Origin of the sequence: Saprospira grandis str. Lewin (assembly GCF_000250635.1) — a bacterium.
In the GTDB taxonomy this organism is placed as follows: Bacteria; Bacteroidota; Bacteroidia; order Chitinophagales; family Saprospiraceae; genus Saprospira; species Saprospira grandis.
In genome coordinates, this window is the sequence record NC_016940.1 from 1,764,988 (window position 1) to 1,789,638 (window position 24,651).

The 24,651-nt window shown below is 47.2% G+C and carries 19 protein-coding genes; 5 read left to right on the top strand and 14 right to left on the bottom strand.

Annotated features, from left to right (window positions below; all coding sequences use genetic code 11):
• Positions 1-189: 189 nt before the first annotated feature.
• The 5 genes from SGRA_RS07825 to SGRA_RS07845 form a co-directional block, all read right to left on the bottom strand.
• Positions 190-1,467 carry a M16 family metallopeptidase gene (locus SGRA_RS07825; protein WP_015692104.1) on the bottom strand — a complete coding sequence of 426 codons (1,278 nt, stop codon included), beginning with the start codon at positions 1,465-1,467 and terminating at the stop codon, positions 190-192.
• Complete coding sequence (locus tag SGRA_RS07830; RefSeq protein WP_015692105.1) at positions 1,467-3,662, bottom strand: tetratricopeptide repeat protein; 2,196 nt, start codon at positions 3,660-3,662, stop codon at positions 1,467-1,469. The genes SGRA_RS07825 and SGRA_RS07830 overlap by 1 nt, the downstream gene beginning before the upstream one ends.
• 548 nt (positions 3,663-4,210) lie before the next feature.
• Positions 4,211-5,605: a DUF389 domain-containing protein gene (locus SGRA_RS07835; protein ID WP_015692107.1), complete on the bottom strand. Its 1,395-nt coding sequence runs from the start codon at positions 5,603-5,605 to the stop codon at positions 4,211-4,213.
• 141 nt (positions 5,606-5,746) lie between these two features.
• Entirely contained in the window at positions 5,747-6,310 is a 564-nt protein-coding gene (frr, locus tag SGRA_RS07840; protein WP_015692108.1) for a ribosome recycling factor, read from the bottom strand.
• 129 nt (positions 6,311-6,439) lie between these two features.
• On the bottom strand, positions 6,440-8,257 hold the full coding sequence (locus SGRA_RS07845; protein ID WP_015692110.1) for an ABC transporter ATP-binding protein: 1,818 nt from the start codon (positions 8,255-8,257) through the stop codon (positions 6,440-6,442).
• A 663-nt stretch (positions 8,258-8,920) separates the two neighbouring features.
• Here SGRA_RS07845 and SGRA_RS07855 point away from each other — a divergent pair.
• Complete coding sequence (locus SGRA_RS07855) at positions 8,921-9,502, top strand: hypothetical protein (RefSeq protein ID WP_015692112.1); 582 nt, start codon at positions 8,921-8,923, stop codon at positions 9,500-9,502.
• Positions 9,503-9,563: 61 nt separating this feature from the next.
• On the opposite strand, the gene SGRA_RS07860 is transcribed toward SGRA_RS07855, so the two are convergent.
• A complete protein-coding gene (locus tag SGRA_RS07860) occupies positions 9,564-10,202 on the bottom strand; it encodes a beta/alpha barrel domain-containing protein (protein ID WP_041329568.1) in 639 nt (212 codons plus the stop codon).
• 130 nt (positions 10,203-10,332) lie between these two features.
• Here SGRA_RS07860 and SGRA_RS07865 point away from each other — a divergent pair, with 130 nt between their 5' ends.
• Genes SGRA_RS07865 through SGRA_RS07875 form a run of 3 tightly spaced genes read left to right on the top strand, consistent with a single transcriptional unit; the run spans position 10,333 to position 12,067 of the window.
• Complete coding sequence (locus SGRA_RS07865) at positions 10,333-10,890, top strand: hypothetical protein (RefSeq protein ID WP_015692114.1); 558 nt, start codon at positions 10,333-10,335, stop codon at positions 10,888-10,890.
• Positions 10,891-10,901: 11 nt separating this feature from the next.
• Positions 10,902-11,477: a hypothetical protein gene (locus tag SGRA_RS07870; protein WP_015692115.1), complete on the top strand. Its 576-nt coding sequence runs from the start codon at positions 10,902-10,904 to the stop codon at positions 11,475-11,477.
• A gap of 11 nt (positions 11,478-11,488) precedes the next feature.
• Complete coding sequence (locus tag SGRA_RS07875; RefSeq protein WP_041329570.1) at positions 11,489-12,067, top strand: hypothetical protein; 579 nt, start codon at positions 11,489-11,491, stop codon at positions 12,065-12,067.
• Positions 12,068-12,364: 297 nt separating this feature from the next.
• On the opposite strand, the gene dnaG is transcribed toward SGRA_RS07875, so the two are convergent.
• The 3 genes from dnaG to uvrB form a co-directional block, all read right to left on the bottom strand.
• Entirely contained in the window at positions 12,365-14,416 is a 2,052-nt protein-coding gene (gene dnaG / locus SGRA_RS07880; protein ID WP_015692118.1) for a DNA primase, read from the bottom strand.
• 227 nt (positions 14,417-14,643) lie between these two features.
• Positions 14,644-15,414, bottom strand: a complete 771-nt coding sequence (locus SGRA_RS07885) for a TIGR02757 family protein (protein WP_015692119.1) — start codon at positions 15,412-15,414, stop codon at positions 14,644-14,646.
• Positions 15,415-16,047: 633 nt separating this feature from the next.
• A complete protein-coding gene (gene uvrB, locus SGRA_RS07895; protein WP_041329875.1) occupies positions 16,048-18,078 on the bottom strand; it encodes an excinuclease ABC subunit UvrB in 2,031 nt (676 codons plus the stop codon).
• A gap of 90 nt (positions 18,079-18,168) precedes the next feature.
• On the opposite strand from uvrB, the gene SGRA_RS07900 reads away from it, so the two are divergent.
• Positions 18,169-18,543, top strand: a complete 375-nt coding sequence (locus SGRA_RS07900) for a hypothetical protein (protein ID WP_015692121.1) — start codon at positions 18,169-18,171, stop codon at positions 18,541-18,543.
• Between the two features lie 208 nt (positions 18,544-18,751).
• On the opposite strand, the gene SGRA_RS07910 is transcribed toward SGRA_RS07900, so the two are convergent.
• From SGRA_RS07910 to SGRA_RS07930, 5 genes are all read right to left on the bottom strand, one after another.
• Positions 18,752-20,287 carry a leucine-rich repeat domain-containing protein gene (locus tag SGRA_RS07910; RefSeq protein ID WP_015692123.1) on the bottom strand — a complete coding sequence of 512 codons (1,536 nt, stop codon included), beginning with the start codon at positions 20,285-20,287 and terminating at the stop codon, positions 18,752-18,754.
• Positions 20,288-20,467: 180 nt separating this feature from the next.
• A complete protein-coding gene (locus SGRA_RS07915; protein WP_015692124.1) occupies positions 20,468-22,003 on the bottom strand; it encodes a leucine-rich repeat domain-containing protein in 1,536 nt (511 codons plus the stop codon).
• Between the two features lie 491 nt (positions 22,004-22,494).
• Positions 22,495-22,884, bottom strand: coding sequence for a hypothetical protein (locus SGRA_RS07920; RefSeq protein WP_015692125.1), 390 nt, complete (start codon positions 22,882-22,884; stop codon positions 22,495-22,497).
• A 4-nt stretch (positions 22,885-22,888) separates the two neighbouring features.
• A complete protein-coding gene (gene deoC / locus SGRA_RS07925; protein WP_015692126.1) occupies positions 22,889-23,551 on the bottom strand; it encodes a deoxyribose-phosphate aldolase in 663 nt (220 codons plus the stop codon).
• A gap of 368 nt (positions 23,552-23,919) precedes the next feature.
• A complete protein-coding gene (locus SGRA_RS07930; protein WP_015692127.1) occupies positions 23,920-24,627 on the bottom strand; it encodes a hypothetical protein in 708 nt (235 codons plus the stop codon).
• Between the last annotated feature and the right edge of the window lie 24 nt (positions 24,628-24,651).

Here is a 24,651-nt window from a genome sequence, read left to right on the forward strand (position 1 = left end):
GTCCTACAGGCGGCGAAGCCGCCGCAGGCCTAGCGATGCGAAAGGGGGCGGCGAAGCCGCAGACCCAGGCCGTTAGGCCGCAGGGCCGAGCAGACCTGCGAGCCCTGACAACAAGGACTTTAGTCCGCAGTTCGACGACCAAAGGGAGTAACCGTAGCGCCCGCCGCAGGCGGGAGGCCCCAAAAAAAACTAGCCAAAAACCACCTCAGTAAGTTGTTCTTTTTGGAGATAAGTTTGGGCAATGCGCATCACCTCGGAGGCGGGCATAGCCAGAGTAGCCTCTACCAATTGGTTGTAGAAACTAGCGTCTAGGCCCGATAAAATCAGCTCTTTCCAGACCTCCGAGAGATTGAACACCCCATCTGTAGCAGAGAGAAACATCCCGAGCGAGTAATTTTTGAGCATCTGCATCTCTTCCTCGGCTACGGGCTCCTCTTGTAGTCGTTCTATTTCCTTATAAATCTCGGTCAAAGCCGCAGTTTTCACCTCCTTGGCCACATCCGTATAAATATAGAAATAGCCTGCATGCCGCATCAGCTCCTCCGCCGAGTAGACGCTATAGGTATAGCCCTTATCTTCTCGAAGATTTTGCATCAGGCGGGCGCCATAATAGCCGCCCAAAAGCGTATTGGTAAAATGGAAGGCCGCATAATCTGGAGACTTTTGCGAGAGTGCTCGGCGGCCAATGCGGATAGAGGCCTGTTGGCTTTCGGCCTTGATGGCGGGATAGTGAAAAACGCCCATTTCGGCTGGGGGCAAAAGCAAGGCAGAGCCCTGCGGACTTGGCCCTTGAGGCAGGCGGCTCAGCTCTGTTTTGAGTAAATCCATGCTTGCTGCATCGGTTTTTCCGCTAACAATCACTTGGCAATTATTGGCCAAAAAGCAACGGCGATGATGGGCCAAAAGCAGCTCTCGGTTAAGCAATTTATAATCCTCTGCCTCACTATTATAGCCATAGGGGTGTTCGCTACCAAAGAGCTTTTCGGTAAAGATGCGATAGGCTTGCAACTCATTTCGTTGGAGCTGAATGCGTAGTCTTTGCTTGCTCAACTGCTTAAATTGGTCCAGTTCTTCTTGTTCAAACTGAGGATCTAGGAGCAAATCCATGACCGCCGGCAGCAATTTGGGCAAATGTTTAGACAAGCAATAGAGGCGAATACTCAAACCATCGAAATCGTCAGAAATCTTGAGTTTGGCCCCATAAAAATCAAAGAAATCGGCCAGTTCATCGGCTGTGCGTTGGCCAGCCCCTGCCTTGAGCAAGGCGGCAGTAGCTCGGGCCTGCAACTTATGTTCTTCAAACCAGCGGCCCGCCTGAAATAGCCATTCGATTTTGAGGACCTCCTGGCTGCCCATTTGCAGCTCGTGCAAAATGAGACCATTGGCCAGTTCTTGCCGCTCGGGAGCGGGCAAAGGCAGCTGGCGGATTTGATGTATAGGGGGCCTTTGGGCCAAAATATTTTTCATTACTGTGCTTTTCTAGGATCGTAATTGGGGTCGATAGCTTTCCAGCGGCGGCCATATTCTTGGGCCTTTTGCTGGGCGGCAGCTCCTCCCCCATTTTCGGCCAATTGCTTATAGGCCGCTTCTAAGTTGTAGAGGATTGCAATATTGTTGGGCATGATGGCCAAGGCCTCCTCAAAATAGCGGGCCGCCAACTGCGGATTTCCACCAATGCCATAGGCAATGCCCATCAGGCGGAGGGTTTCAAAATCTTGGCCATTGCTGAGGCTATAAGCCTTTTGTAGTTCATTGACAGCCTCCTGCAGTTTATTCAGCCGCTGGCCCAATACTCTGGCCTTATCTCGATGCGCAACCGTCATGTTATTATTTACATCGGGATGCTCGGGCCGATAGACCTTGACCTGATTGAAGCAGGCAATGGCCTGATCAAAGAGTTTTAGGGCTTCTTGTGCCGCATTCTGTTGCTCCTTCAATTCGCCCATATAAATAAAGGCATTGCCTTGCAACAGCCAAGCGTTGGTATAGCTGGGGTGCAGCTCGATGGCCTTGGCGGCATGGCCTTGGGCCTTTTGCAAGATGCGCATTTTTTCGGCGGCGGGCATTTTGGGGTCTTGGATGCGCTCTTGTAACACCCCAGAAACCGCATTGTTGAGCTTAGCGCTATTGGGCGAAACCTCTATATCGGTAGTAAAGAGGGTATAATCATCATACCAGGCCGGATTTCGGTCTATGGTTTTATAGGCATAGAGGGCCGAAACAAAGAGCAGGCTCCAAAGTCCCAGAGAATAGTTTTTCACTCCTTCTTTATTGTCTGGCATGCGGCGCAAGAGGGCCAAAATCCCCAAGGCGGATAACAAACTAAAGCCGACAGAAGGCATAAACATAAAGCGCTCGGCCATATTGGTCCCAATGGGAAAGAACAAATTGGAGACCACCGAAAAAGTAGCGGCATAAAAGATCAGCGCAAAGGCGTAGGGTTTTCGCTTGAGCAAGCCCATAAAGGCCCAAACGGCCAAAGCAATATGGAACAATAAAATCAGGAGTACCCAAGGATCTGTTAGAGTTGGAATTTCATTTTTGGCCCCACGGATATGCTTGGGATAATAGTCATTGGTTAATGGATGTGGAAGCACCAAAAGACGGACATATTCGCCCCAAGTATAGAGCACCGTTCCATAACGTTCTGAATCGCTAAAGGGGACATATACCTGCGTTTTTCCATCGGGGGCGGGCGCCAATTTGAGATAGGGATCATTCATTAGTTCGACGGCGGGCTCTGTTTTACCATCCCAACCAATGGCGGGATTGCGCATGCCAAACCAAAAAACGGCGGCGGCCACCACAAAGGGAACCGTCCAAATCAATAATTTGTCGAAGCCCAACTGCTTGCGGAAAAAGTAGAACGAAAGCGGGATCAAAACGATAAAGGGGATGGCACTTTCCTTAGAAAAGAGGGCCACAAAAAAGGCCAAAATTGCTCCGCCGGCATAGAGAAAGAGCTTTTTGGGCTGGTCCACGGCTTTAAGGCTCCAATAGGCCGCCAAAATAGCGCCCAGAGTAACCATGATCTCATCTCGGCCCTTAATATTGGCCACCGCTTCGGTATGTAAGGGATGAGCGGCAAAGAGCAGGGCCGTGGCAAAAGCTAGAAAGTGCAGGAGCTTTTTGTCCTTCATTTGAGGATCAAAAAGGGCCATGATCCAAAGGAATAGGACCACCACCAACAAACCGTATAAAATGGCATTGATAGCATGGCTAATTTCGGGATTCCCATCATAGAGCTGTCGACCTTTTTCGTCTTTGAGCAGATTGCCCTGCGCATCCTTGGCCGGCTTCCCAAACAACTGCATTTCTAGGGCAAAGGTGGCCAGGGTAAATGGGCGATAACGGCCCCCTGCCACCAAATTCCGTTTGCCACCAAAAAAGCCTACAAAAGTATCTTCTCCCCAAATGCCCGACATCCCTTTTAGGCCAAGGCGAGTAAACTGATTTTTCTGAATCACAATGCTATCATCTACGGCATATTGGTGGCCCAAGGTATTGGCATAAAGCAGAAAAGAGACAATAAATAAAAGGTAAACTTGCCAATTGGTCTTTAGCCAAAAGCCAGCTTTAGCCGCAGTTTTCGCCTCTACTTTGGGGGCTGGCTGGACTTTGGGCGCCTTTTTAGGCGGTTGTTGTTTTTTCTTTTTTGCCATATCATCAAGTCAATCAAATCATAAAAAAGCTCATCTACAGCCAGTTTTGCTATAGATGAGCTCAATATTAAGAAAAAAGCGGCGCATAGAAAACATTTACCTAGCTACAAGCATCAGAAGCGCTTGTTTTTCCAAACTGCTGTTATTTTGGGGCCTGCCACCTTCGGCGGCCGGGCCCTTGCCGGGCTCGCAGGTCTGCTCGGCCCTGCGGGCTCATTTCATTTCGCCCTGGGTCTGCCGCTACGCGGCACCCTTTCAGGCCCCTAGGCCATTTGGCCTTCGGCCATGGGCTGCAGGTTGAAACCAGCAGCCAATTTAGGAACAGCACAGCCAGCTCCTTCCGCCAAAAAAGCAGGGGCTTTTAAGCCGCTGCGACAAGAAAAACCAAGGTCCAACAAGAATGGCTGCGGCCTTTAGGCTGCAGACAAACGGCCTAGCGATGCGAAAGGGGGCGGCGAAGCCGCAGACCAAGGCCGTCAGGCCGCAGGGCCGAGCAGACCTGCGAGCCCTGCAGCGTAGCGCCTGCCGTAGGCAGGAGGCCCCAAATCCTAATAATTTACCACTTCTACGGTATCTAAGCCCAATTCTAGTTGCAGATATTTGCTTAAATTTTGGGTGTATTTATCGGCTTGGCGGCTATTTTTCCAGTGGATGAGGGCCGTGGGCAGGGTATCCGTAATGACAGAATCTTGGAGTTGGCTACTTTTGACCACCTCGCTCAGGCCGATGGCCTCAATGTCGGGATAGAGCGCTGCAATTTTGCGAGAAATCTTGTCCAGATTGGCCTTATGGATAGGATGTTGGGCCGCCTTCATGCGGGCGATCTCCTCTCTTAGTTCACGAATTTGGCTTTCTCGGCTTTCAATTTCCTCGGTTTTTCGGCGATAAATCTCCTCATATTTACTCACATCAAAATTTTGTTGAGGGAGATCAGTTGGGCGTTTTTCGGTAGACTGATGGATATCGAGAAAGGTATGTTCTAGCTCATAGTTTTTCAGCTTTCGGCTAAACTCTGCAATGCGTTCATCGCTAAGTTCTTCGCCAAACATAATGACCTCAATGACCGAGGAATCGCTAGCATACTTGGCCTTATATTGCAGGACCTCACTTTTCTCCATCATCATGAGGTTTTCGCTAACAAAGTCTTTAACTCGGCGGGTAAAAATCGCCTCATTGACCACATGAATAGCCGTAAAGACACTGGGCACTACGGTCACCACAACGATGAGCAAAATAGCCCATTTCATTTGTTTTTCCCGCTTCTTATCGAGAAACTCAATTTGGGGAAACTGCAAAGAGCGCACGACAATCATGGTCGTCAGGGCAATAAAAATAGAGTTGATAAAGAAGAGATAAAAGGCGCCCATAAAGAACTCCAATTGCAGGGTAGCCAAGCCGTAGCCCGCTGTACAAAGCGGAGGCATAAGGGCGGTAGCGATAGCCACCCCTGGAATAGCATTACCTCGGTCGCGGCGAGAGCTGGCCACAATACCGACCACCCCACCCAAAACGGCAATCAGCACATCATAGAGCGAGGGTTGCGTTCTGGCGATCAGCTCGGCGGTAGGTTCTTTGAGGGGAGAGAGCAAAAAGTAGAAAGCGGCGGCACCGATACTGAGGACAATCATCAGGACCAGGTTGCGCAAAGAATATTTGAGGGTACCGAAATCATTGGTAGCCACGGAAAAGCCCACCCCGACAATCGGCCCCATAAGGGGCGAGATAAGCATGGCCCCGATGACTACTGCCGTAGAGTTGGTATTCAGTCCGATAGAGGCGATCAAGCAGGCAAAAATGAGGGCCCAAAGGTTTCCCCCTCTAAATTCGATGCTCTTTTTCACGTTCTCGGTGGTTCCGGCTTCATCGGTATCCAGATGCAAGCTAAACAGGCGGGTAATCTCGTCCCAGAGACGCTTGAGCAAATAGGTAAATGTATTTGGCATAGTATGCAATTTTGAAATGGACTATCAAGATACAAAAGCGATTTAGTTTTTTGTCTCTTATAGACCCAAATGGCGACTTTGGTCACAAAAAAAGAGCAACTGAAAAACAGTTGCTCTTTTTGCTTTAGGTTCTTGAGGGAATTAAACCGTCATGAGTTCTTCTTCTTTTTTAGCAAAGATGCTATCCACCTGCTTGCTATACTTATCGGTTAGCTCTTGTACCGTTTGCTCGCTGCGTTTTCCGGCATCTTCGGGATAGCCTTCTTTAACGGCGGCTTTTACCTCTTGGATGGCATCGCGGCGAGAGTTGCGGATACTTACTTTGGCATCTTCTGCAAAGCCAGAAGCTTGCTTGACCAATTGCTTACGGCGTTCTTCGGTAAGTGGTGGCACGACCATACGGACCACCTCTCCATCGCTTTGAGGAGTAATTCCCAAATTAGCGGCATAGAGAGCTTGCTCTACCACAGAGACCATTTTCTTTTCAAAGGGTTGGATAACGAGGGTACGAGCATCGGTTGTTTTGATGCCAGCCACTTGATTGAGTGGGGTGGGCATACCGTAATACTCTACTTTTACGTCGGCTACCATTTGAGGGGTAGCTTTTCCTGAGCGAATCTTGAGGAGTTCACGCTGAAAGTGGACAATACTGTTTTGCATGCCTTCTTCGGCAGCTTCTAGGGCTAAATCTATATCTTCTTGCATAGCTTAAATGGTAATTATAAGGTTGGAAAGGAAGCTGTTGCTCAGCTTTTTCGCAAAGAACGCTGCTATATTACGACTTTTGAGGCTATTTTTCAATAGAACTTATTTAAGAACTATGAAAATGGGGGGCTACAAACGCTGCAAGGCCACCAACTTCGCATAAACCCCATTTTGGGCCACTAAGTCCGCAGGGCTTCCTCTTTCTACAATTTTGCCTTCTTGCATCACTAAGATTTCATCGGCTTGTTGGACCGTAGACAGGCGGTGTGCAATCAGCAAGGCGGTCCGCTCTTGCATGAGCTCATCTAGGGCTTTTTGTACGGCCTGTTCAGATTCGGCATCTAGGGCTGAGCTGGCCTCATCCAAAATTAAGACCTGAGGATTGCGCAGTACTGCTCGAGCAATGGTCAGCCGTTGCCGCTGCCCCCCACTGAGCTTCATGCCTCGATCCCCAATATTGGTTTGATAGCCCTCTTCTTGCTCCATAATGAAGTCGTGGGCAAAGGCAATTTTGGCCGCCGCTTCTACTTGCTCTTTGCTTACATTGGGCAAACCAAAAACGATATTATTATATATGGTATCATTAAAGAGAATAGCATCCTGAGAAACCATCCCAAATAAGGCCCGCAAATCTTGTAGGCGATAAGCCGAAAGGGGCTCGCCATCCAAAAGGATTTCGCCAGATTGGGGCTCATAAAAACGGGGAAGTAAATCGGCAATGGTTGATTTTCCAGAACCCGATACGCCCACCAAGGCGATGGTTTTCCCTTTTTCTAAGCGAAAACTCACTCCATCCAATACTTTTTGGTCCTTTTCATAGCCAAACTGAATATTTTTGACCTCTATGGCTTCTTTGAGCTCACTAATGGCCAAGGCATTGGGCTGCTCATCAATTTCTCGAGGCGCTTTGAGGATTTGGTTGAGGCGATCGGCTGCAGCTCGGCCCTTTTGCACATCATAAAGGGCGGTGGCAAAGGATTTAGCCGGATCAATGATATTGTAAAACATCAAGATAAACATCACAAAGGTCGAGGCATCAAAAGCGCCATCAAAGACGAGGTGTCCACCATAAAGCAAAAGGGCCGCAATGACGCAGATCCCCAAGAATTCCGTCAAGGGAGAGGAGAGGTCCTTGCGCCACTGAATCCGATTGCTCACATTCAGATAATAGCTGTTTTCTTCGGCAAAGCGCTCTCGCTGAAAGCCCTCGGCCCCAAAGGCTTGAATCACTCTTAAGCCCCCAATGCTCTCTTCTATTTGAGAGAGGATGCGGCCCAGACTGGCCTGCGCCTTGGCCGAGTTTTTCCGCAACACCTTACCCAATTGGCCAATAATAAGGCCCACAAAAAGGAAAAGCCCAAAAGAAAAACCCGTTAGTTCTGGACTGATATAGAGCATGACTCCCACCGAACCAATTAAGGTGAGAGGCGAGCGGACCAAGGTTTCTACCGAACGCAGCACGCTCCATTGTAGCTCTTTTACATCGGAGCTGAGTCTCGACATCAAATCGCCTTTGCGCTCTTGCGAAAAGTAGGAAAGCGGCAAACTCATCAATTGGCCAAAAACGGCCTGCCGCAAATCTCTTTCGATGCCGTTTCTTACGGGGGCCATGACAAAAAGGGCCAAATAGCGGAACACATTCTTAAAAAAGAAGGCTCCAATCATGATCCCACAAACCCAAAAAAGGGCCGCAGGGCGCCCATGCTCCTGCATATACATAATCAATTCCCGATTGAAGAAAGTTACCCACTGATCGCTCCAACTTGCCGTAGGATCTTGGGCGGGCAGGCTGGGCATTTCCTCCTTAAACAGAATATCGAGAAAGGGCCCCAAAAGCATTAGCGAAAAGATGCTAAAAAAGGCGGTTAGGGCATTAAAAATCACATTGAGAACGCCTAGGAAACGGTAGGGTTTCAGATAGGCTAAAACGGCTATAAATGCTTTCATTTTCAGGCCCATTTGGGCAAATTAGTGAAGACTAAATAACTGGGGTTGGGGGGCAAAGCTGCCAAAGTACAAAACAAAATGCAATAGCGGCTCATCTTGGCCGCTTTTTGGTCCATCCCCGCCAAGGAGTAGAGGAGAACGCTATATTTCTGGATGTTTTGGGGCTGCCCACTCGCTACGCTCGGGTCGGGCCATTGCGCAGCTCGCAGGTCTGCTCGGCCCTGCGGCGGCTGCGCCGCCTAGGTCTGCCGCCTTCGGCGGCCCTGCTACAGCCCCTCAGCCGGCGGCTTCGCCGCCTCTAGATGCAGAACAACAGATTTTGAATGAAAGCAGCTCTTCTACAAGGCCCCAATAGCATGGATAAACGGCCCTATGGCTGAAGGCCAAACGGCCACAACAAGCCCTTTAGGCCGCAGTTCGACGACCAAAGGGAGTAACCGATGTGGAAGGGTGGCCGTTAGGCCAGACCCAGCGGGCGAAGCCCGCGCAGGGCCGAGCAGACCTGCGAGCCCTGAAACGACAACAAGGTCTTTAGGCCGCAGTTCGACGACCGAAGGGAGTAACCGCCGCAAGGCGAAGCCGCAGCGGAGGCCCCAAAACAGCAAACTATTTTTAATTAAAAAACTATCTTGCGCAGACTTATTTTTTTACTAAAACCCGCTTATGAAACAGCTCTTTTTCTTTCTACTCTTAGTTATTTCCCTTTCTTCTTGTCAGAAAATTATGCTTCGTTATTATGGGGTGAAGCAGCCCAAAGAGGAGACTGCCAGCAGTTTATACGACTATTTGCGAAAAAAAATAGCGGTCGACAGCCAGCAGATTGCGCATTTTGCTGGCTATCAGCAGTATGCGGAATTTGGACCAGAGGCGCCAGAGGTATACATCTTCAATCGGGAGGGCTATCGCTTGCGCTATAAGCCAGATAGCATAGATTGTTCTGGGGGATTGACCTTATTTTTGGAAGAGTGGGAGCAAATGGATAAGCTAGATATTGATAGTAGTTTGCAATTGTCTGATTGGACTCCCTTTTTTCAGCAGGCTTTTAGCCAAAAGAGCTATAGTATGGCCGAAGATAGCGACTATGTATTTTTTATTTTCTGGGGCAAATTTATGGGCCGCATCAACCAGTCGGCTTATGATTGGTACGAGCAGATTGAGGCCATCAATGCCAAGGGCAAAGAGCGTTTGGAGCTACAGATGATTGCTGTAGACCCCATAGAAGGCTGGGAAAAGCCTGAAAAATAGGCGCTAAAAAGCGAGAATCAAAAAATGGGAGTATAGCGCCGAGCTATACTCCCATTTTGCTTTAGTCTTCCATCAAGACCTCATAAATATCGTCTAATTCATCAAAGGATTTGTAGCCGACTTTTTCCTCTTCGCCTCCTTTGAGGGAGAGGCCTTTAATGCCCAGGGCCAGAATATCGTCTAGCTCTGAGGCCTCAAAGGGGAGGCTGAGGCAGAGCGGATAAGTTTGAGCCAGCTCGGCTAATTGGGCTTTTTGCTGGGGGTTGAGGTCCTTCCAATGCATATTATTGCGCTCTAAATCGAGCAGGAAGAGCGTGGTATAGGCTTGCCATTCGGCATAAGTGCTAGCAAGATTAGAGAGATCGTCTAGGGATTCTAAAACATCCTCCTTAATAATTTGGGTATGTTGGGCCAATTCTTTGGCGGCGGTTAGGCTAGAAAAGGGGCCGAGTTGAATAGCTTGCAGGCCTAGTTTTTCGATCCAGGGCAAGAGTTCTTCGGCTTGATTGAGGCCCATAAACTCCCCAACAATTTGGGGGCCCACCAGCCATTCCTTCATGGCTTTAAACTCCGTAATAGAAAGGGCTTCGGCAGCATTGGGGTCAATACAAAAGCCCATATATTCTACGCCCCAGGCGGCAAAATAGCGGGCGTCTGTCAGGTTGGCCATTTGAGAGGCCTTAATCATTGTTTTTAGCATGCTGGTAGATTGAAGTTTGGGCAAAGGTAAGCAAGCGCTTTTATTTCTCCCATTTTGGGCCTTTTAAATATGGGCCTGCGGGGCGAGACAAGCTCCTATTTTTTTATTAAATTGAGGAAAACAGAACATTATGCAAAAATTCCTATGGATCTTGTTTTTGGCCCTTCCCCTCTTTGTTTTGGGCCAAGACAAAAAACCCGATGCTAGTTTGGATTGGGAACGTTTTTTTATGCCTGGAGTGGGCTATAGCAGTTTTATTCCTCAGCAGAATATGGATAGTTTGGGCTTATTTCATGGTATCAATGCCCAGATTGTGATTTTCAGCATTGGGAGTTCGGATAAAGATATGCTGGGCTATCTTCGGATAGAAGGGCGCTACAGCCAGTTGGGCAGCAGCAAAAAGGGGGGCGAAAACCTCAGTTATTGGGGATTTTCGGTTTTGGGTTCTTTTGAGCGAGGTATTCGTCGGCATTTTATGGTGCCTTATTATGGCTTGGAGCTAGGCGGCATATCGAGAAGCTCGGCAGAGCAGGGCTTTCAGTTTAGCCCAATTGTAGGCTGCAATATTTATCAGGCCGAGCGATTTTTGGTCCATATTCAGGCCCAATATCCTTATGTAAACAACAAAGAATTTGACCAATACAGTGGTCTTCAACTTCAGGCGGGCGTTTCGGTGGCCGTTTGGTAAATCCCCTATTTATGCGATTATATTTATTGCTGCTCTTTCTGTGGAGCGGCTGGGCCTTACAAGCTCAAAAACAAGATAGTTTAGCCATTTGTAAACTGCGTCCAGATTATTCCTGGGAATCTTATGCTGTTCCGGAGTTGGGTTATGATTTTTATACCCCACTCAATGATAGTTTGGGCAATGCTTATCATGGCCCAAGTTTTCGCTTTAGCTTCTATCAGTATAGCTATGATGATGAGAGCTGGGGGCCCGCCTACCTAAATTTGTATGTTCGTTTGCAGCGTTTATATGAAACAGAAAAAGGCATTAGTCAGCAATTTTTATGGGGACTTGGTGCAGAGTTTTCTTTTGAAACAGGCTTATATCGCTCTTTTTTCGTGCCTTATTTTGGGGCCGATTTAGGAAATATGGGCCGCTCTGATTTGGGCAGTAGCTTTCAGTTTAGCCCCGTACTAGGCCTTAATATTTTGCACAATAAGCGCGTTTCTTGGCGCATCAACAGCCGCTACACCTTTGCCACAGGCGAGCACAATAGCTCCCTAAGTGGCTGGACCCTAGGCAGTAGCATACAACTTAACTTTTGGTAAATCCCCTTTATATGAAAATGCTTTCTTTTCTCTTTTTGCTGCTCCTCCCCTATTGGGCCAGCGCCCAGGAGCAAATCAATAAACGCCCTAAAAAAGAGTATCTGGATGAGGCGGGCCGCCTTTTTGCCCCCGCCTTTGGCTACAATACTTTTTTCCCCATACAATACGATCAAACGGGGCCTTTTCATGGTCCTTCTTTTGGCTTTGAGCTCTATAACCAAACCATGGAAGGCGATTTTTCCCCCGCTCAATTTGCCTTTTTTGCGCAGTTTAGCCAGCTACAAAGCCTAGAACAAAGCGATATCCGCATGCTGCTCATCAGTTTTGGGGGACGATTTTCTTTTGAGCAGCATTTGGGCCGCCGTTTTTTCTTGCCCTTTTTTGGGCTAGAGTTTGGCGGGGTTGCCCGCAATGATGTCAATTGGGCCCCTCATTTGAGCCCCTTTTTGGGCCTAGAAATTTATCATGGAAAAAATTGGGCCTGGGAGCTCAAAGGCAGCTATGTCAATGCCCTCAGCTCCGATATGCGGCAACTAAGCGGGGGACTACTGCATACGCATGTCTATATCAATTTATGGACAACAGATTAGGATTTGGGGCCTCCGCTGCGGCTTCGCCTTGCGGCGCTACGTTCGGCAGCTCGCTCTTCGCTCGGCCCTGCGCAAAAAACAAGTTTTTGCTTGGTCTGCGGCTTTGCCGCACTGCCTACCATCGCTAGGCCATAAAAGCCGCCCTGATTGGGCGGAGAAAAGGCCATTCGGCCTAGGGGCCTGAAAGGGGGCCGCGCAGCGGCAGACCCAGCCAGCTTGCTGGCGCAGGGCCGAGCAGACCTGCGAGCCCTGTAAGGGCCCGGCCGCCGAAGGCGGCAGGCCCCAAAAAAATAATCATCAACGCAAAATAACCGTCTTTAACTGAGCAGCTAGTTCGGTTTGTTGGGCCTTAAGCTTTTGGTGAATTTTGAGGTGTAGGATGAGCTCCTCCATTTTGTCGGGCTGACTTTGGAGCAGCTTAATCTGCTGTTGGTTTTCGGCCAAAAGGCGCTCTTGTTTGTGGAGTTTGAAGCGCAAAATGCCGCTTTTGGCATCGGCTACATGGTTTTGCTCGGGCATTTCTTGGGAGTTGAGGTAGACATTTAGGCGTTCCCAGCCGGGCGAATAAATATAGGGATCGGCCAATAAATTGATGGCCAATTGGGCCAGTTCGGCCTTGGGATGTTGGGTAAAATAGTTAGAATTGATGGGCTCTCCCTCCTCCAAACGATCGATGCAAAGCTCAATAATTTCGGCATAAAGGGGGTGGTCAAACTCATCGAGTAGCTCGCCCATATCGATCAGAATAAACTCGGCCAGAGTATCGGCTTCCTCGGCATCGGGCCAGGCTCTATCGCCAAAATTGATGAGCAGGCGCAAAATATCTTTTTCTTGAAAATGGCCCAAAACGGGGGCGGGACCAGTTTGTGGGTCTGTAGCGGGGCCGGCCATATTATCGGGAGCGTACTCCCCTTCTGCATGGGGACCAAACTGGTCCTCCTCCATAGGCGGGGGCAATTCGCCTGGGGCCAACTGTTGTTTTTGTTGATTTCTTTGTTGGCGGCGGGCCTGTTGGCGTTCCTCGCGGCGGGCATCTTTTTCGGCATCTGCCTGTGCCTTAGCGATGCGTTTATTGACCTCAATATGAAGAATTTGCTCACTAATTTCGAGTCTTTGGGCGCAGCTACGGACATAAGTGGCTCGTTTGAGGCTATCGGGGATTCTGGCGATACTGCCCACAATATCTTGCAGTAATTCGGCACGGGCCAAGGGGTCATCAGCCTTATCCTCCAGCAAAAGATTCATCTTAAAGAGGATAAAATCGGTCGCCTGTTGTTCTAGGTATTCTCTAAAGGCCTTGAGGCCCACCTTCTGCAGGTAAGAATCGGGATCTTCGCCTTCGGGGACCAGAACCACCTTAGCGTTCATATCTTGCTCCAGAATCAGATCGAGTCCACGCAAAGCGGCCTTAATTCCGGCCTTATCGCCATCGTAAAGTAGGGTCAGATTAGGCGTATAGCGTTTGACCAATTGGATTTGGCCGGGGGTGAGTGAAGTCCCCGAAGAAGCCACTACATTTTCAATACCCGCTTGGCTGAGGGCCAGCACATCCATATAGCCCTCTACCATATAGCACTCCTTCGCTTTGACGATAGCTTGGCGGGCTTGGTAAATTCCGTAAAGGATTTTGGACTTTTGGTAAATATCGGATTCGGGCGTATTGAGATACTTAGGTTGTTTCTTATTATTGCCCAGCATTCGGCCCCCAAAGCCGAGGACTTTTCCCGATAAATTATGGACCGGAAACATGACGCGGGTTCTAAAGAAATCATTGCCGTATTGGGTGGCGAGTCCAGCTTTTTGGAGTAGTTCTAAATCGTAGCCTTTAGCTTTTGCGGTTTGTAGGAGGTCGCTATTTCGGCCATTGGCAAAGCCTAGCCCAAAGCGGTCGATTGTTTTTTGCAGCAAGCCTCTTTCCTTAAAATACGAAAGGCCAACCGAGCGGCCATAATCCGTTTGCATTTGGGCGGCAAAATGCTTTTGTGCAAACTCATTGATAATATAGAGGCTATCGGCTTGGCGTTGTTGTTCCTTATATTCCTCGGAGCTTTCCTCCTCTTCAATTTCGATATTATAGCGTTGGGCCAAAAAGCGGAGGGCTTCAGGATAGGAAAGGGTTTCATGTTCCATGACAAAATTCACGGCATTTCCGCCAGCGCCACAGCCAAAGCATTTATAAATGCCTTTGGCTGGAGAGACCGTAAAAGAGGGCGTTTTTTCGCCATGAAAGGGGCAGAGACCGATCAGGTTAGCCCCTCTTTTTTTGAGGTGGACAAAATCGCCTACCACATCCTCGACCTTTACGGTATCGAAGATTTCTTGAACCGTCTTTTCTGAAATGTACCCCATCTACTGCTCCTTTTTTTGCAAAAGTACAGCTTTTTGGGGGAAGGAGAAGGGGAAGGGGCAAATTGCTGGGGTTCTTTCTGTATTTCTGTTGGAGCCTAGATATAGGCCTTTTGTGAAAACAAGCTTTGCAGTATAACTTTAATTATGGCCGTGAACGAGATATTTTTTCCGTAGAAACCATGGAGGAGAATACATTGGATCGGGTGATAAAGTAGGGCTGTAGGTCCCTACAACAACTCCCCCTCTACCCCCATCCCAAACAGAGCAAAATCATACTTTGCAGGATCTTCAGCAGAAAGTGTTCTAGCGGCTTGCCCCAACTCCAAACAGGCTGCCCAATCGTCTTTTGTTCTTTTCAAAAGCCCCAAGGTCCTGGCCTGCCGACCGACATGTACATCTAAGGGAAGTAGTAGTTGCGCAGGCGAAATTTGCCGCCAAAGCCCAAAATCTACCCCTGCCTCATCTCGACGGACCATCCAACGCAAAAACATATTTAAACGCTTACAAGCCGATTTCCGAGCAGGAGTAGCAATGTGTTTTCGGGTCCGCTGAGGGGCCTCTTCTAAGGCAAAAAAGTCTTGCTCAAAGCCGAGCAAAGCCGGCCCAACATGCTCATCTTCTGGCCCAAGATGCCGCGCAAATGCCTGCTCCAAACTATCCTCTTTTTGGTAATATTGCTGCAACCAATGCAGAAAATAAAGGGCATCCGTGGGCTGAAAGGTCCGATGCTTAAAGTCCAAAAATGCCTTGCGGTCCGCCTCCTCATGGTTGACAATAAAATCATGGGGCGCATAATCCATCAACTCCAACAAGCGCTTTCCACTCTTAATGATGCTGGCCCGACGCCCCCAAGCCAAAACAGCCACCCAAAAGCCAATAATCTCCCGATCAGCCGCCTTGCTCAAACTATGTGGCAAACTAATCGGATCATCTTTGATAAAATTTGGTCGGTTGTATTGGGCCACTTTTTCATCCAAATAGGCCTTGATATCTTTCATTTTTTTTGTTTTTGGGGCCTCCCGCCTGCGGCGGGCGCTATGTTGCGGGGCTCGCTGCTCGCTCGGCCCTGCGGCAGCAAAGCTGCCTGGGTCTGGCCCTTTGGGCCACCCCTCCACAGCGCTAGGCCAAATGCGCTAAAAAAAAACTTTGGCCCTCTTCAAGAGGACCAAAGTCGAAAACTAAACCCTAAAACCCATGAATAAACTTTAAATGCGTCATAAGCGCATGAGCTGACTTAAATTAACCGCTCCATCAGGAGCTGTCTAAGTTGCTTAAGTTCTATTAGTAAACTACGCTCCCCCAAAAAGGTTGAGCCTTTTTTCATTTTTCTTTCCAAACTGGCCCTTCTGCATCTAGAAGGCGCGAAGCGCCTGGACACAACAAGCCCTTTAGGGCGTCTTCGACGACCAAAGGGAGTAACCGATGTGCAGCAGAGGCGCGAAGCGCCTGGCCTAGCGATGCGACAGGGTGGCGCGAAGCGCCAGACCAAGCCAGCTTGCTGGCGAAGGGCCGAGCAGACCTGCGAGCCCTAAAGCGTAGCGCCGCAGCTCTGCTGCGGAGGCCCCAAAAAAGGAACAAGTTCAAATAGATAAAACAGAAACCTCAAGGAGCATTTATTTTGGATTTGGATCCTAATGGCCAAAGCGTTCCTTCAATAAATCTTGCAATTCAAAAAGTTGGTCGCGATATTGAGCGGCGGACAAAAAGTCGGTGGCCTTGGCCGCCTCTTTCATTTTACGGCGGGCCTCTTCGATCGCTTTTTCTAGCTGTTCCTTAGACATCGTTTTGAGGATGGGGTCTTCAGCCACCATATTTTGCTGCTCATTTTGCTCATATTCCTTGCCTTGCAGGCGGCCATCTAGGACCGAACTTTGGCGGCGAATTTCATCCTTAGATTTGAGCACCGTAGTGGGCGTAATGCCGTATTTTTCGTTATAAGCCATCTGAATGCTGCGGCGGCGATTGGTTTCATCTATCGTTTTTTGCATAGAAGGCGTCATCTTATCGGCATAAAAAATTACACGGCCATTGGCATTACGGGCGGCCCGTCCTGCGGTCTGTGTGAGTGAGCGTTCGTTGCGCAAAAAGCCTTCTTTATCGGCATCGAGGATAGCGACCAGGGCCACCTCGGGTAGGTCCAAACCTTCACGGAGAAGGTTGATTCCAATCAGCACATCAAACTCGCCTAGGCGGAGATCTCTCAAGATTTCTACTCTTTCCAAAGTGTCTACATCCGAGTGAATATAGCGGCAACGGATATTATATTTGGCCAAATATTTTGCGAGTTCTTCCGACATCCGTTTGGTAATAGTCGTGACCAACACCCGCTGATCTTTACGGGTCGCGCTGCGGATTTCATCCATAAGATCATCCACTTGGTTGATGCTGGGCCGCAACTCAATGGGCGGATCGAGTAAGCCCGTGGGGCGAACGATTTGCTCCACCACTTCGCCCTCTGTTTTTTCTAATTCGTAAGCGGCGGGCGTAGCGCTCACAAAAACCACCTGTCGCATCAGGCTTTCAAACTCCATAAAGTTGAGTGGGCGGTTATCTAGGGCCGAGGGCAGGCGGAAACCGTGTTCGATCAGAGACATTTTTCGGGCTCTATCGCCGCTATACATGGCTCTAAATTGTGGCATCGTCACATGGCTCTCATCCACAATCATGAGAAAATCCTCTGGAAAATAATCGAGTAGGCAGAAAGGGCGGGCGCCAGCTTGGCGGCCATCAAAGTAGCGAGAATAGTTTTCTACGCCAGAGCAATAGCCCAATTGGCGCATCATTTCTAGGTCCATATTGACCCTTTCCCGCAGGCGTTTGGCCTCTATATGCTTACCTTCATCCTCCATATATTCATAATGTTCACGGAGTTCATCCTCAATTTGTCGAATGATTTGCTGCATACGGTCCTTGGGGGCCACATAAAGGTTGGCGGGAAAGATAGCGACCACGCTAAGGTCTTCCAATTTTTTACCTGTTTCGGTATCTATGCGTTCAATTTCGTCGATTTCATCGCCAAAAAAGCTAAGGCGGAGACCATAATCGGTATAAGGGAGGTTAATATCTAGGGTATCGCCTCGCACCCGAAACTCTCCTCTTTCAAAGCTATTTTCGCTACGGGCATAAAGGCTGTCTACCAGTTGGTAGAGCAGGCTATTTCGGCTAATATTTTGGCCAACTTCTAGGCGCATCACGCCTTTTTTATAGTCTTCGGGGTTTCCCATACCATAAATACAAGAAACTGAGGCCACCACCACAATATCTCTGCGGCCCGATAATAGTTGGGAAGTAGCTCTTAGGCGAAGTTTGTCCACCTCATCATTAATGGCCAAATCTTTCTCGATATAGGTGTCAGTAGAAGGGACATAGGCTTCTGGTTGGTAATAATCGTAGTAAGAAACAAAGTACTCTACCGCATTATTTGGAAAAAACTGCTTAAACTCGCCATACAATTGGGCCGTCAGGGTCTTATTATGCGTTAAGATCAGGGTAGGCTTTTGCAACTCCTGAATCATATTGGCCATAGTAAAGGTCTTTCCAGAACCCGTTACCCCAAGCAAACACTGGTAGCGCTCCCCTCTGAGAGCGGCTTCTACCAATTCTGCAATAGCCTTGGGTTGGTCGCCAGCTGGCGAAAATGGAGAGTGGATCTCAAACTGCATAACTTTGGGCATTAATGAGGGGCAAAAATACGACTTTTGCCTTAGGCGCAATCAATATTCATCCTATCTTTTATTTTAAAAACAAATCTTATGCGTATCAGTTTGTTCATGGGCCTCTTGCTGCTCCTTTTTTCCAGCTCGGCCTCGGCCCAAAAGATCAAGTTTTCTGTTGACCACCCCATTGTTCAGCGGGTGGTTAAGGCCGCTCTCAAAGAATATATTCCAAAGGTGCGGAAGAAAAATGAGAAGATCAAAGACATTCAGTTTAAGTCGACCAAAGCCGGAGAAGACTATAATAAAATCAAGGGCACCGTTTTATTTGACAAACCGGGCAAGGCTTTGGGCAATGGCAACTATCGCTTTAAAATGAAGATCGGCAACAATTTGCTCAAGCCCGAAATCAAGAGCCTAAAGCTACAGGTGGCCCGCATTTGGTTTATTCGATTTTACAAAAGAGTGATTTAATTTTTTTGGGGCTGCCCCGGCCTTTGGCCGGGTCGGGCTGTACCGCAGCTCGCAGGTCTGCTCGGCCCTGCGGCGGCTGCGCCGCCTGGGTCTGGCCTTCGGCCACTGCTATCCATCCCTCAGCCAAGGCGGCTGCGCCGCCTTTCTGGACCAAAACAGCCCCAACTAGTGTGCTAGTTGGGGCTGTTTTTTTTAGGCCAATGGGCGGTTATTCCCAAATAATATCACATTGGTCATGATAAAGTCCTACCTCTTTGATCTGCTCATAGGAAAGCTTTGTTCCAGAAACATCCAAATACAATAGGCTGGCTTTAGAAGCCCAAACCTTGGGCAATTTATCATAAGGCATATTGGCTATTTCTAGTGATTCTAGCTTAGGGAGCTGCGCAATAAAAGCGGGAAACTCATAGACCAGATCATCTTCCAAAAGGTCATCAATACTGGTACAAGAAGAAATATTGAGGCTAGTGAGGGGGAGTTTTTCCATTCCTTTAGGAAAAACCAGCTTTTCATTATTAGAGAGGTCCAATTCTTCTAACTCTTGGAGTTTTGCCAAAGAAGGATGAATTTTATCAATCATATTGGCATCCAAGTAAATGCTTTTCAACTTTGTGGCGCCGGTAAAATCTGGCGTACTAAAAAGCAGGCAACTACTCATATAGAGTTCTTCTAGGGCGGGCATATATTGGCCCTTAAAGAAATTGGGGCCCATAATATTTTCACTAAGATAAAGGAGCTTTAGCTTTTTCATGGGCGCCTCCAAATTATTCACAACAATCAGGTTGTTATCTAGGTGTAGCTCTGTTAAGTTGGGAATTTGGGCAAAAAAGGCGGGAATTTCCCCTAGGGTATTATTGCTCAGCAATAGCTCTTCTAATTGTTGAAGTTGCGTTAAGCTTTCGGGCAGCTCGCCAATTTCATTTCCAATAAGGCTCAATTCTTTAAGTTGGCTATAGGCTATAATTTGGCTGGGGATCTCCGTCATGCCGCAATTATCCAAGCTCAGGTAATGGAGTTGGGCCAATTGTTTGGGCAATTTTTGAATTTTTGTGCGATTTACAAACAGGTCCTTCAAGCCTTCGGCCTGAATATCTAGCGTATGCAGGGGATTGTCGCTTAAGTCTAGATTTTGCAAATTGGCCCCAAAAGAAAGCTTAATTTCTTCAATTTTATTTTCGCCTAGGTCCAAGTAATTTAGAGCGGGAAGTTGGCCCAAAACCTTGGGGCATTCCTTAAGGTTAAGGCGAAGCAACTCTAATGTTTTGAGCTTTTTCAGGCTAGCAAGAGCGTTCCAATCGGCGGCAGCCATGGCTGTATTTTTAGATAAATTGAGTTCTTCTAGGCTTGGGATGGCTGCAACTTGCTTTAGGGCCTCTGGACCAAGTTGGTTACTGGCCAAATAAAGCGTTTTCAGCTTAGTCAATTGGCTAAAACTAGGAGGAAGCGTTTGTATGGCGTTATCGTCTAGGTCCAAATACTCTAAATTGGGGAACGCTCCCCAAATGTCGCCTATTTCGCTTAGTTCAATCCCATTTACGCTCAATTCCTTGAGGTTGGTAAAAGCCATTAGGCTTTCGGGAAGGCGGCTAAAGCTCTCTTCTGAAAGGTCGAGGATATAGACTTCTTTTGGATTAGCGGCTAGGGCTTCTTCTAAAGAGTAGTACTCTCCATCTTCTTGGGCCAAGATGGGAAAACTGGCCAAAAGCAAAAACAAGAAGGGTAAATAAAGGGAATTCGTTTTCATGTTTATAGATTTTAAATGTTACTAATGAGCTAATTTACTGATAATTGTGCCAACTGTTTCCAAGTTGTTAAAATAGTATACTTTTAGCGCAAAGCGCCTCTTTTTTGGGCCTTAAATAAAGTATAACAGCCCCAACTAGCGAGGCAGTTGGGGCTGTTATTTTAAACTAATTAGCGTTTATTATCTAACAATCGTGCATTCCTCTAGATCAACTCCAATCTCTTTGATCTCTTTATAAGGCAGCTTTGTTCCAGAAACATCCAAATAGTCTAGGATCGCTTTAGAGGCCCAATTATCAGGTAATTCAGCATAAGGAACATTGGCTATTTCTAGGAATTCTAGATTCCGTAATTTGGCGATAAAGGCCGGAAATTCGTAGATCTTACCATCGTCCCCAAAATAATTTGTACAAGAAGAAATATTAAGGCTAGTGAGGGGGAGCTTCTCCATCCCTGCGGGAAAAATTAACTCCTCATTACCAGAGAGATCCAATACTTCTAGTAATGGGAGCTCTGCCAAAGAAGGATGAACATTACTTACACTATGGTCATCCATATAAATAATTTTCAACTGATTTGCCCCTGTAAAATCTGGCGTATTATAACAGCTACCACGACTCATATAAAGCTCTTCTAAGGCTGGCATATACTTCCCCTTAAAGAAAGTTTCCTTCATTGTCACCATATTCTGGGTAATACTAAGTACCTTCAGCTTTCTCATTGGCTCCTTTAAACTATTAACCCTCAAAAGATTACTATCTAAATTTAACTCTTTTAAGTTAGGGAGTTCGGAAAAAAAGGCAGGAAGTTCTACTATTTCATTACGACTTAGATGTAGTTTTTCTAGATGCTTAAGTTGAGTTAAATTTGCAGATACTTCACGCATACAAGTACCACGAAAAGCTAATTCTTTAAGTTGGCTATAAGCCATAACTTCAGAAGGTATATTGGAGTGTATAGAGCCCTGCAAATTGAGGTAAGTCAGTTGATCCAATCGCTTAGGAAATCTGCGAATTGGAGTTAATCCGATCAATAAACTCTTTAAACCTTTAGCCTCAATATCCAGATATGTTAAACGACCCTCACTTAGGTCTAAGTATTCTAAGTTTGGGCCAAAAGAGACGTTAATTTCTTCAATAAGATTCATGTGTAGGTCTAGATAGGTCAAGGCAGGCAGTTGAGCAAAGACTTTAGGAAATTCTTTAAGCCAACAGCCATCCAGCTCTAATTTTTTGAGTTTTTTCAGGCTAGCAAAGGCATCCCAATTGGCCGAACGAAATGTTGTATCATTAGACAAGCTGAGTTCTTCTAGGTTCTTAAGGGCTGCAATTTGCTTGAGGGAAGCTGAACCAATTCTGCTATGAGACAAAGAAAGCGTTTTCAGTTTGCTCAATTGGCTAAAGCTGGGGGGGAGTTCTTCAATACGATTATCGCTTAGGTCCAAATACTCCAAATTGGGGAACGCGCCCCAGATATCGCTCAACTTGCTCAGTTTACTATTGTTTATCATCAATTCCTTGAGATTAGTAAAGGCCTCTAGGCCTTTGGGAAGGCCGCTGCTAAAGTTCTCTTGTGAAAGGTAGAGGCCATAGACTTCTTTGGGATTAGCGGCTAGGGCATCTTTTAAAGAGTAGTACTCTCCATCTTCTTGGGCCAAGATGGGTAAGCTGGCCAAGAGCAAGAATACAAAGGCCAAGAAATAAGAATTCGTTTTCATGTTTATAGATTTATGAATGTAGAACGAATTGGCCAACAACAGGCCCTAAACGACAGGCCTATGCTTCGTTGTTTTTCAACTCATTCAATGTATACACTAAAGCAAGTAACTAATTTTCTGACCCATGCAGCCAGCTGTACTGAACTTGTTTAGGCTGATGACTTGGCGCTAGTTAGGCGGCGAAGCCGCCGCAGGCTGAGGGATGGATAGCAGTGGCCGAAGGCCAGACCCAGGCGGCGCAGCCGCCGCAGGGCCGAGCAGACCTGCGAGCTGCGGTACAGCCCGACCCGAGCAAAGCGAGGGGCAGCCCCAAAATAACAGCAGTAGTAAACCCTAAACAGTGCAGATTAGGAAAATAAAACAATTAGTTACCACAGATATAAATCAAGTATAAACACAAAAATGTATGTTGTCAAGTTTTGGCTAAAAAAAAAGACAAAAAAAAGCCACTCGTCCAGAGGAGAGTGGCTGAAGACTTTAGGTTTGCGGGTTTAGAACTCGCTAGCCTTTGCCTGATTATTTTTATAGACGAAAGCGCCTGGAAAATCTTCTTTAACTTTTTGGAGCTGCATATAGGCCTCTAATTTAGTGTAGTAGGCGCCCCAATTGAGTCGGTAATAAGGTTGTTTGTAGGTCCAGTTGGCTTTTTTTTCTTCCTTTCGGTTAAACCGCGTTTGTTTTTCCAGCAAATCGTATTTATCTCGGCTCACCATAAGTTGGATACCCCAGGCCTTAATTTCTCGATCTTCTTCAAAGTTGAGTTCTTTTCTAAGGTCGAGTAATCGTCGGATGCTAGGCTCCTCATTTTTTTCGATGGCTTGCTGGCCGCTGAGTAGATTTAGGAAAAAAAGGCTAAAAAGGAGTAAAAAGAAGGGACGCATAAGCTTATTTTTTGGCGGCTTGAGTTAATTCGAGGCCAGAAGAGGTCCCCAATCGGCTAGCGCCGGCCTGAATAAGTTGTTGGGCTTGTTCTGGGGTTTTGATTCCGCCAGAGGCCTTAATTTTCACTGCCGATCCTTTGAGAAAGCCCTTGAGTTGGCGGACCACCTCTGGGCTAGCACCTCCTTGAAAACCGGTAGATGTTTTGACATAATCTACGCCAATTTCCATACAAATATCGCAGAGGCGCTGCATTTGGATATTATCGAGCAGGCTAGTTTCTAGAATCACCTTGAGGGTACTTCCGTGTAGGTGCACGGCCCGAGTGACCGAGTCAATATCATTTTGCACATAACTCCACTCGCCATCCATAACGGCGGCAAGATTGACGACCATATCGACCTCATCGGCTCCTTCAGCGGTAGCTCTTTTGGCCTCTTCTACTTTTGCAGAGATGGTCGAGTAGCCCATAGGAAAGCCTATGACGGTAACAATTTTGGGACGCTGCTCAAAATTGGCTAAAAAGTACTTGGCTGTATTAACGTGAAAAGGCGGGATGCAAACCCCTGCAAATTTATGATCGATAGCTTCCTGACAAAGTTGTTCGATATCAGAAGAGCTAGCGTTAGCTTTTAAGAGAGTATGTTCTATGGCGTCAGCTAAATTCATAGCCTATATAGTTATGTGTTGAATGACAAAATTTGTCCTTTAGGGGGCTAAATTACGGATTAAATTATAAAGTTGCGGTCTTGACTTCTCTATTTTTCAAAGTTTGCAAACAAAAAAGATGGGGGCAGCACAAAAGCTACCCCCATCAACCAATTCCAAAACTCAAAAACCAACTATAAGAACTTGTTTCTTCTATTATTCGCCAGCTCTTTTCTAGACCTTTAGGGAGGGCCTTTCAGAAAATAGCCTTGTGCAAGGCCTTAGGGAGGGCCTGTTCTATCCTACTGCATTATTTCAGCAGCTCAGTAGTATACTCGTTCTTCCGGTATTTCTTCCACTCAGAAAACTGAGCCTTATATTGTAGGGAGTTATGTCTTTTTTTTCTGCAGCTGTATGGCCTGCTGGCTCTGCTTAATCTGCTCTTTTTGAGCCTTTATAGCCTCCTCTTGCTCCAATAGGATCTCCTCCTCTTTTCCCTTTTCTTCCTCTACTTCTCCTATTTTCGCCTCTATTTTCGCTATCTCCTCTTGGTATTTTTCAATCTTCTTGGCCAATTTAGCAATGGCCTTTTCCTGCTTTTTTGCCGCTTTTTCCTGCAGCTTTAAAGCCGCTTTTTCTTCCTTCTCCCTCGCTTTCAAAATATCTAAAAAGATAAGGCTCGCAAATTCTTGCATGTACCCCCTAGCCAAATTGGCCCGATCCGGATACTCCTTGGCCGATAAATATACCACACCCAAATTACACCAAAGCACAAATTCTAAACTGTCCTCCCCCACGATCACGGTCCGAACATACAAATCAACGGTGTTGGTACTCATGTCCTTAATCCGCGCATCATCCGTAAACATCCGATCCTCCCCCTTCTCGTACTTGGCCTTTTTCTTAAACTTTTTCTTGCTGTATTTGGCCCAAGCCTTCTTTACCAACTTACTATCCCCCGTCGGCAAACTCATCACAAAAGCAGACTGACTGCCCTCAGAAAGCGTCCGAAATTCTTCTACAATGCTCGCCTCTAACTGCCCAAATGCAGCCACAGCCCAAAGCATACAGATAAATGATAGGTATAGGGGTCTCATGGTTAATAAGTTGTTTTTCACTAT

Excerpts from the sequence above, each read along its gene's own strand:
- SGRA_RS07825 (WP_015692104.1), bottom strand. The coding sequence starts at position 1,467 with ATGAAAAATATTTTGGCCCAAAGGCCCCCTATACATCAAATCCGCCAG.
- SGRA_RS07830 (WP_015692105.1), bottom strand. The coding sequence starts at position 3,662 with ATGGCAAAAAAGAAAAAACAACAACCGCCTAAAAAGGCGCCCAAAGTC.
- SGRA_RS07835 (WP_015692107.1), bottom strand. The coding sequence starts at position 5,605 with ATGCCAAATACATTTACCTATTTGCTCAAGCGTCTCTGGGACGAGATT.
- frr (WP_015692108.1), bottom strand. The coding sequence starts at position 6,310 with ATGCAAGAAGATATAGATTTAGCCCTAGAAGCTGCCGAAGAAGGCATG.
- SGRA_RS07845 (WP_015692110.1), bottom strand. The coding sequence starts at position 8,257 with ATGAAAGCATTTATAGCCGTTTTAGCCTATCTGAAACCCTACCGTTTC.
- SGRA_RS07855 (WP_015692112.1), top strand. The coding sequence starts at position 8,921 with ATGAAACAGCTCTTTTTCTTTCTACTCTTAGTTATTTCCCTTTCTTCT.
- SGRA_RS07860 (WP_041329568.1), bottom strand. The coding sequence starts at position 10,202 with ATGCTAAAAACAATGATTAAGGCCTCTCAAATGGCCAACCTGACAGAC.
- SGRA_RS07865 (WP_015692114.1), top strand. The coding sequence starts at position 10,333 with ATGCAAAAATTCCTATGGATCTTGTTTTTGGCCCTTCCCCTCTTTGTT.
- SGRA_RS07870 (WP_015692115.1), top strand. The coding sequence starts at position 10,902 with ATGCGATTATATTTATTGCTGCTCTTTCTGTGGAGCGGCTGGGCCTTA.
- SGRA_RS07875 (WP_041329570.1), top strand. The coding sequence starts at position 11,489 with ATGAAAATGCTTTCTTTTCTCTTTTTGCTGCTCCTCCCCTATTGGGCC.
- dnaG (WP_015692118.1), bottom strand. The coding sequence starts at position 14,416 with ATGGGGTACATTTCAGAAAAGACGGTTCAAGAAATCTTCGATACCGTA.
- SGRA_RS07885 (WP_015692119.1), bottom strand. The coding sequence starts at position 15,414 with ATGAAAGATATCAAGGCCTATTTGGATGAAAAAGTGGCCCAATACAAC.
- uvrB (WP_041329875.1), bottom strand. The coding sequence starts at position 18,078 with ATGCAGTTTGAGATCCACTCTCCATTTTCGCCAGCTGGCGACCAACCC.
- SGRA_RS07900 (WP_015692121.1), top strand. The coding sequence starts at position 18,169 with ATGCGTATCAGTTTGTTCATGGGCCTCTTGCTGCTCCTTTTTTCCAGC.
- SGRA_RS07910 (WP_015692123.1), bottom strand. The coding sequence starts at position 20,287 with ATGAAAACGAATTCCCTTTATTTACCCTTCTTGTTTTTGCTTTTGGCC.
- SGRA_RS07915 (WP_015692124.1), bottom strand. The coding sequence starts at position 22,003 with ATGAAAACGAATTCTTATTTCTTGGCCTTTGTATTCTTGCTCTTGGCC.
- SGRA_RS07920 (WP_015692125.1), bottom strand. The coding sequence starts at position 22,884 with ATGCGTCCCTTCTTTTTACTCCTTTTTAGCCTTTTTTTCCTAAATCTA.
- deoC (WP_015692126.1), bottom strand. The coding sequence starts at position 23,551 with ATGAATTTAGCTGACGCCATAGAACATACTCTCTTAAAAGCTAACGCT.
- SGRA_RS07930 (WP_015692127.1), bottom strand. The coding sequence starts at position 24,627 with ATGAGACCCCTATACCTATCATTTATCTGTATGCTTTGGGCTGTGGCT.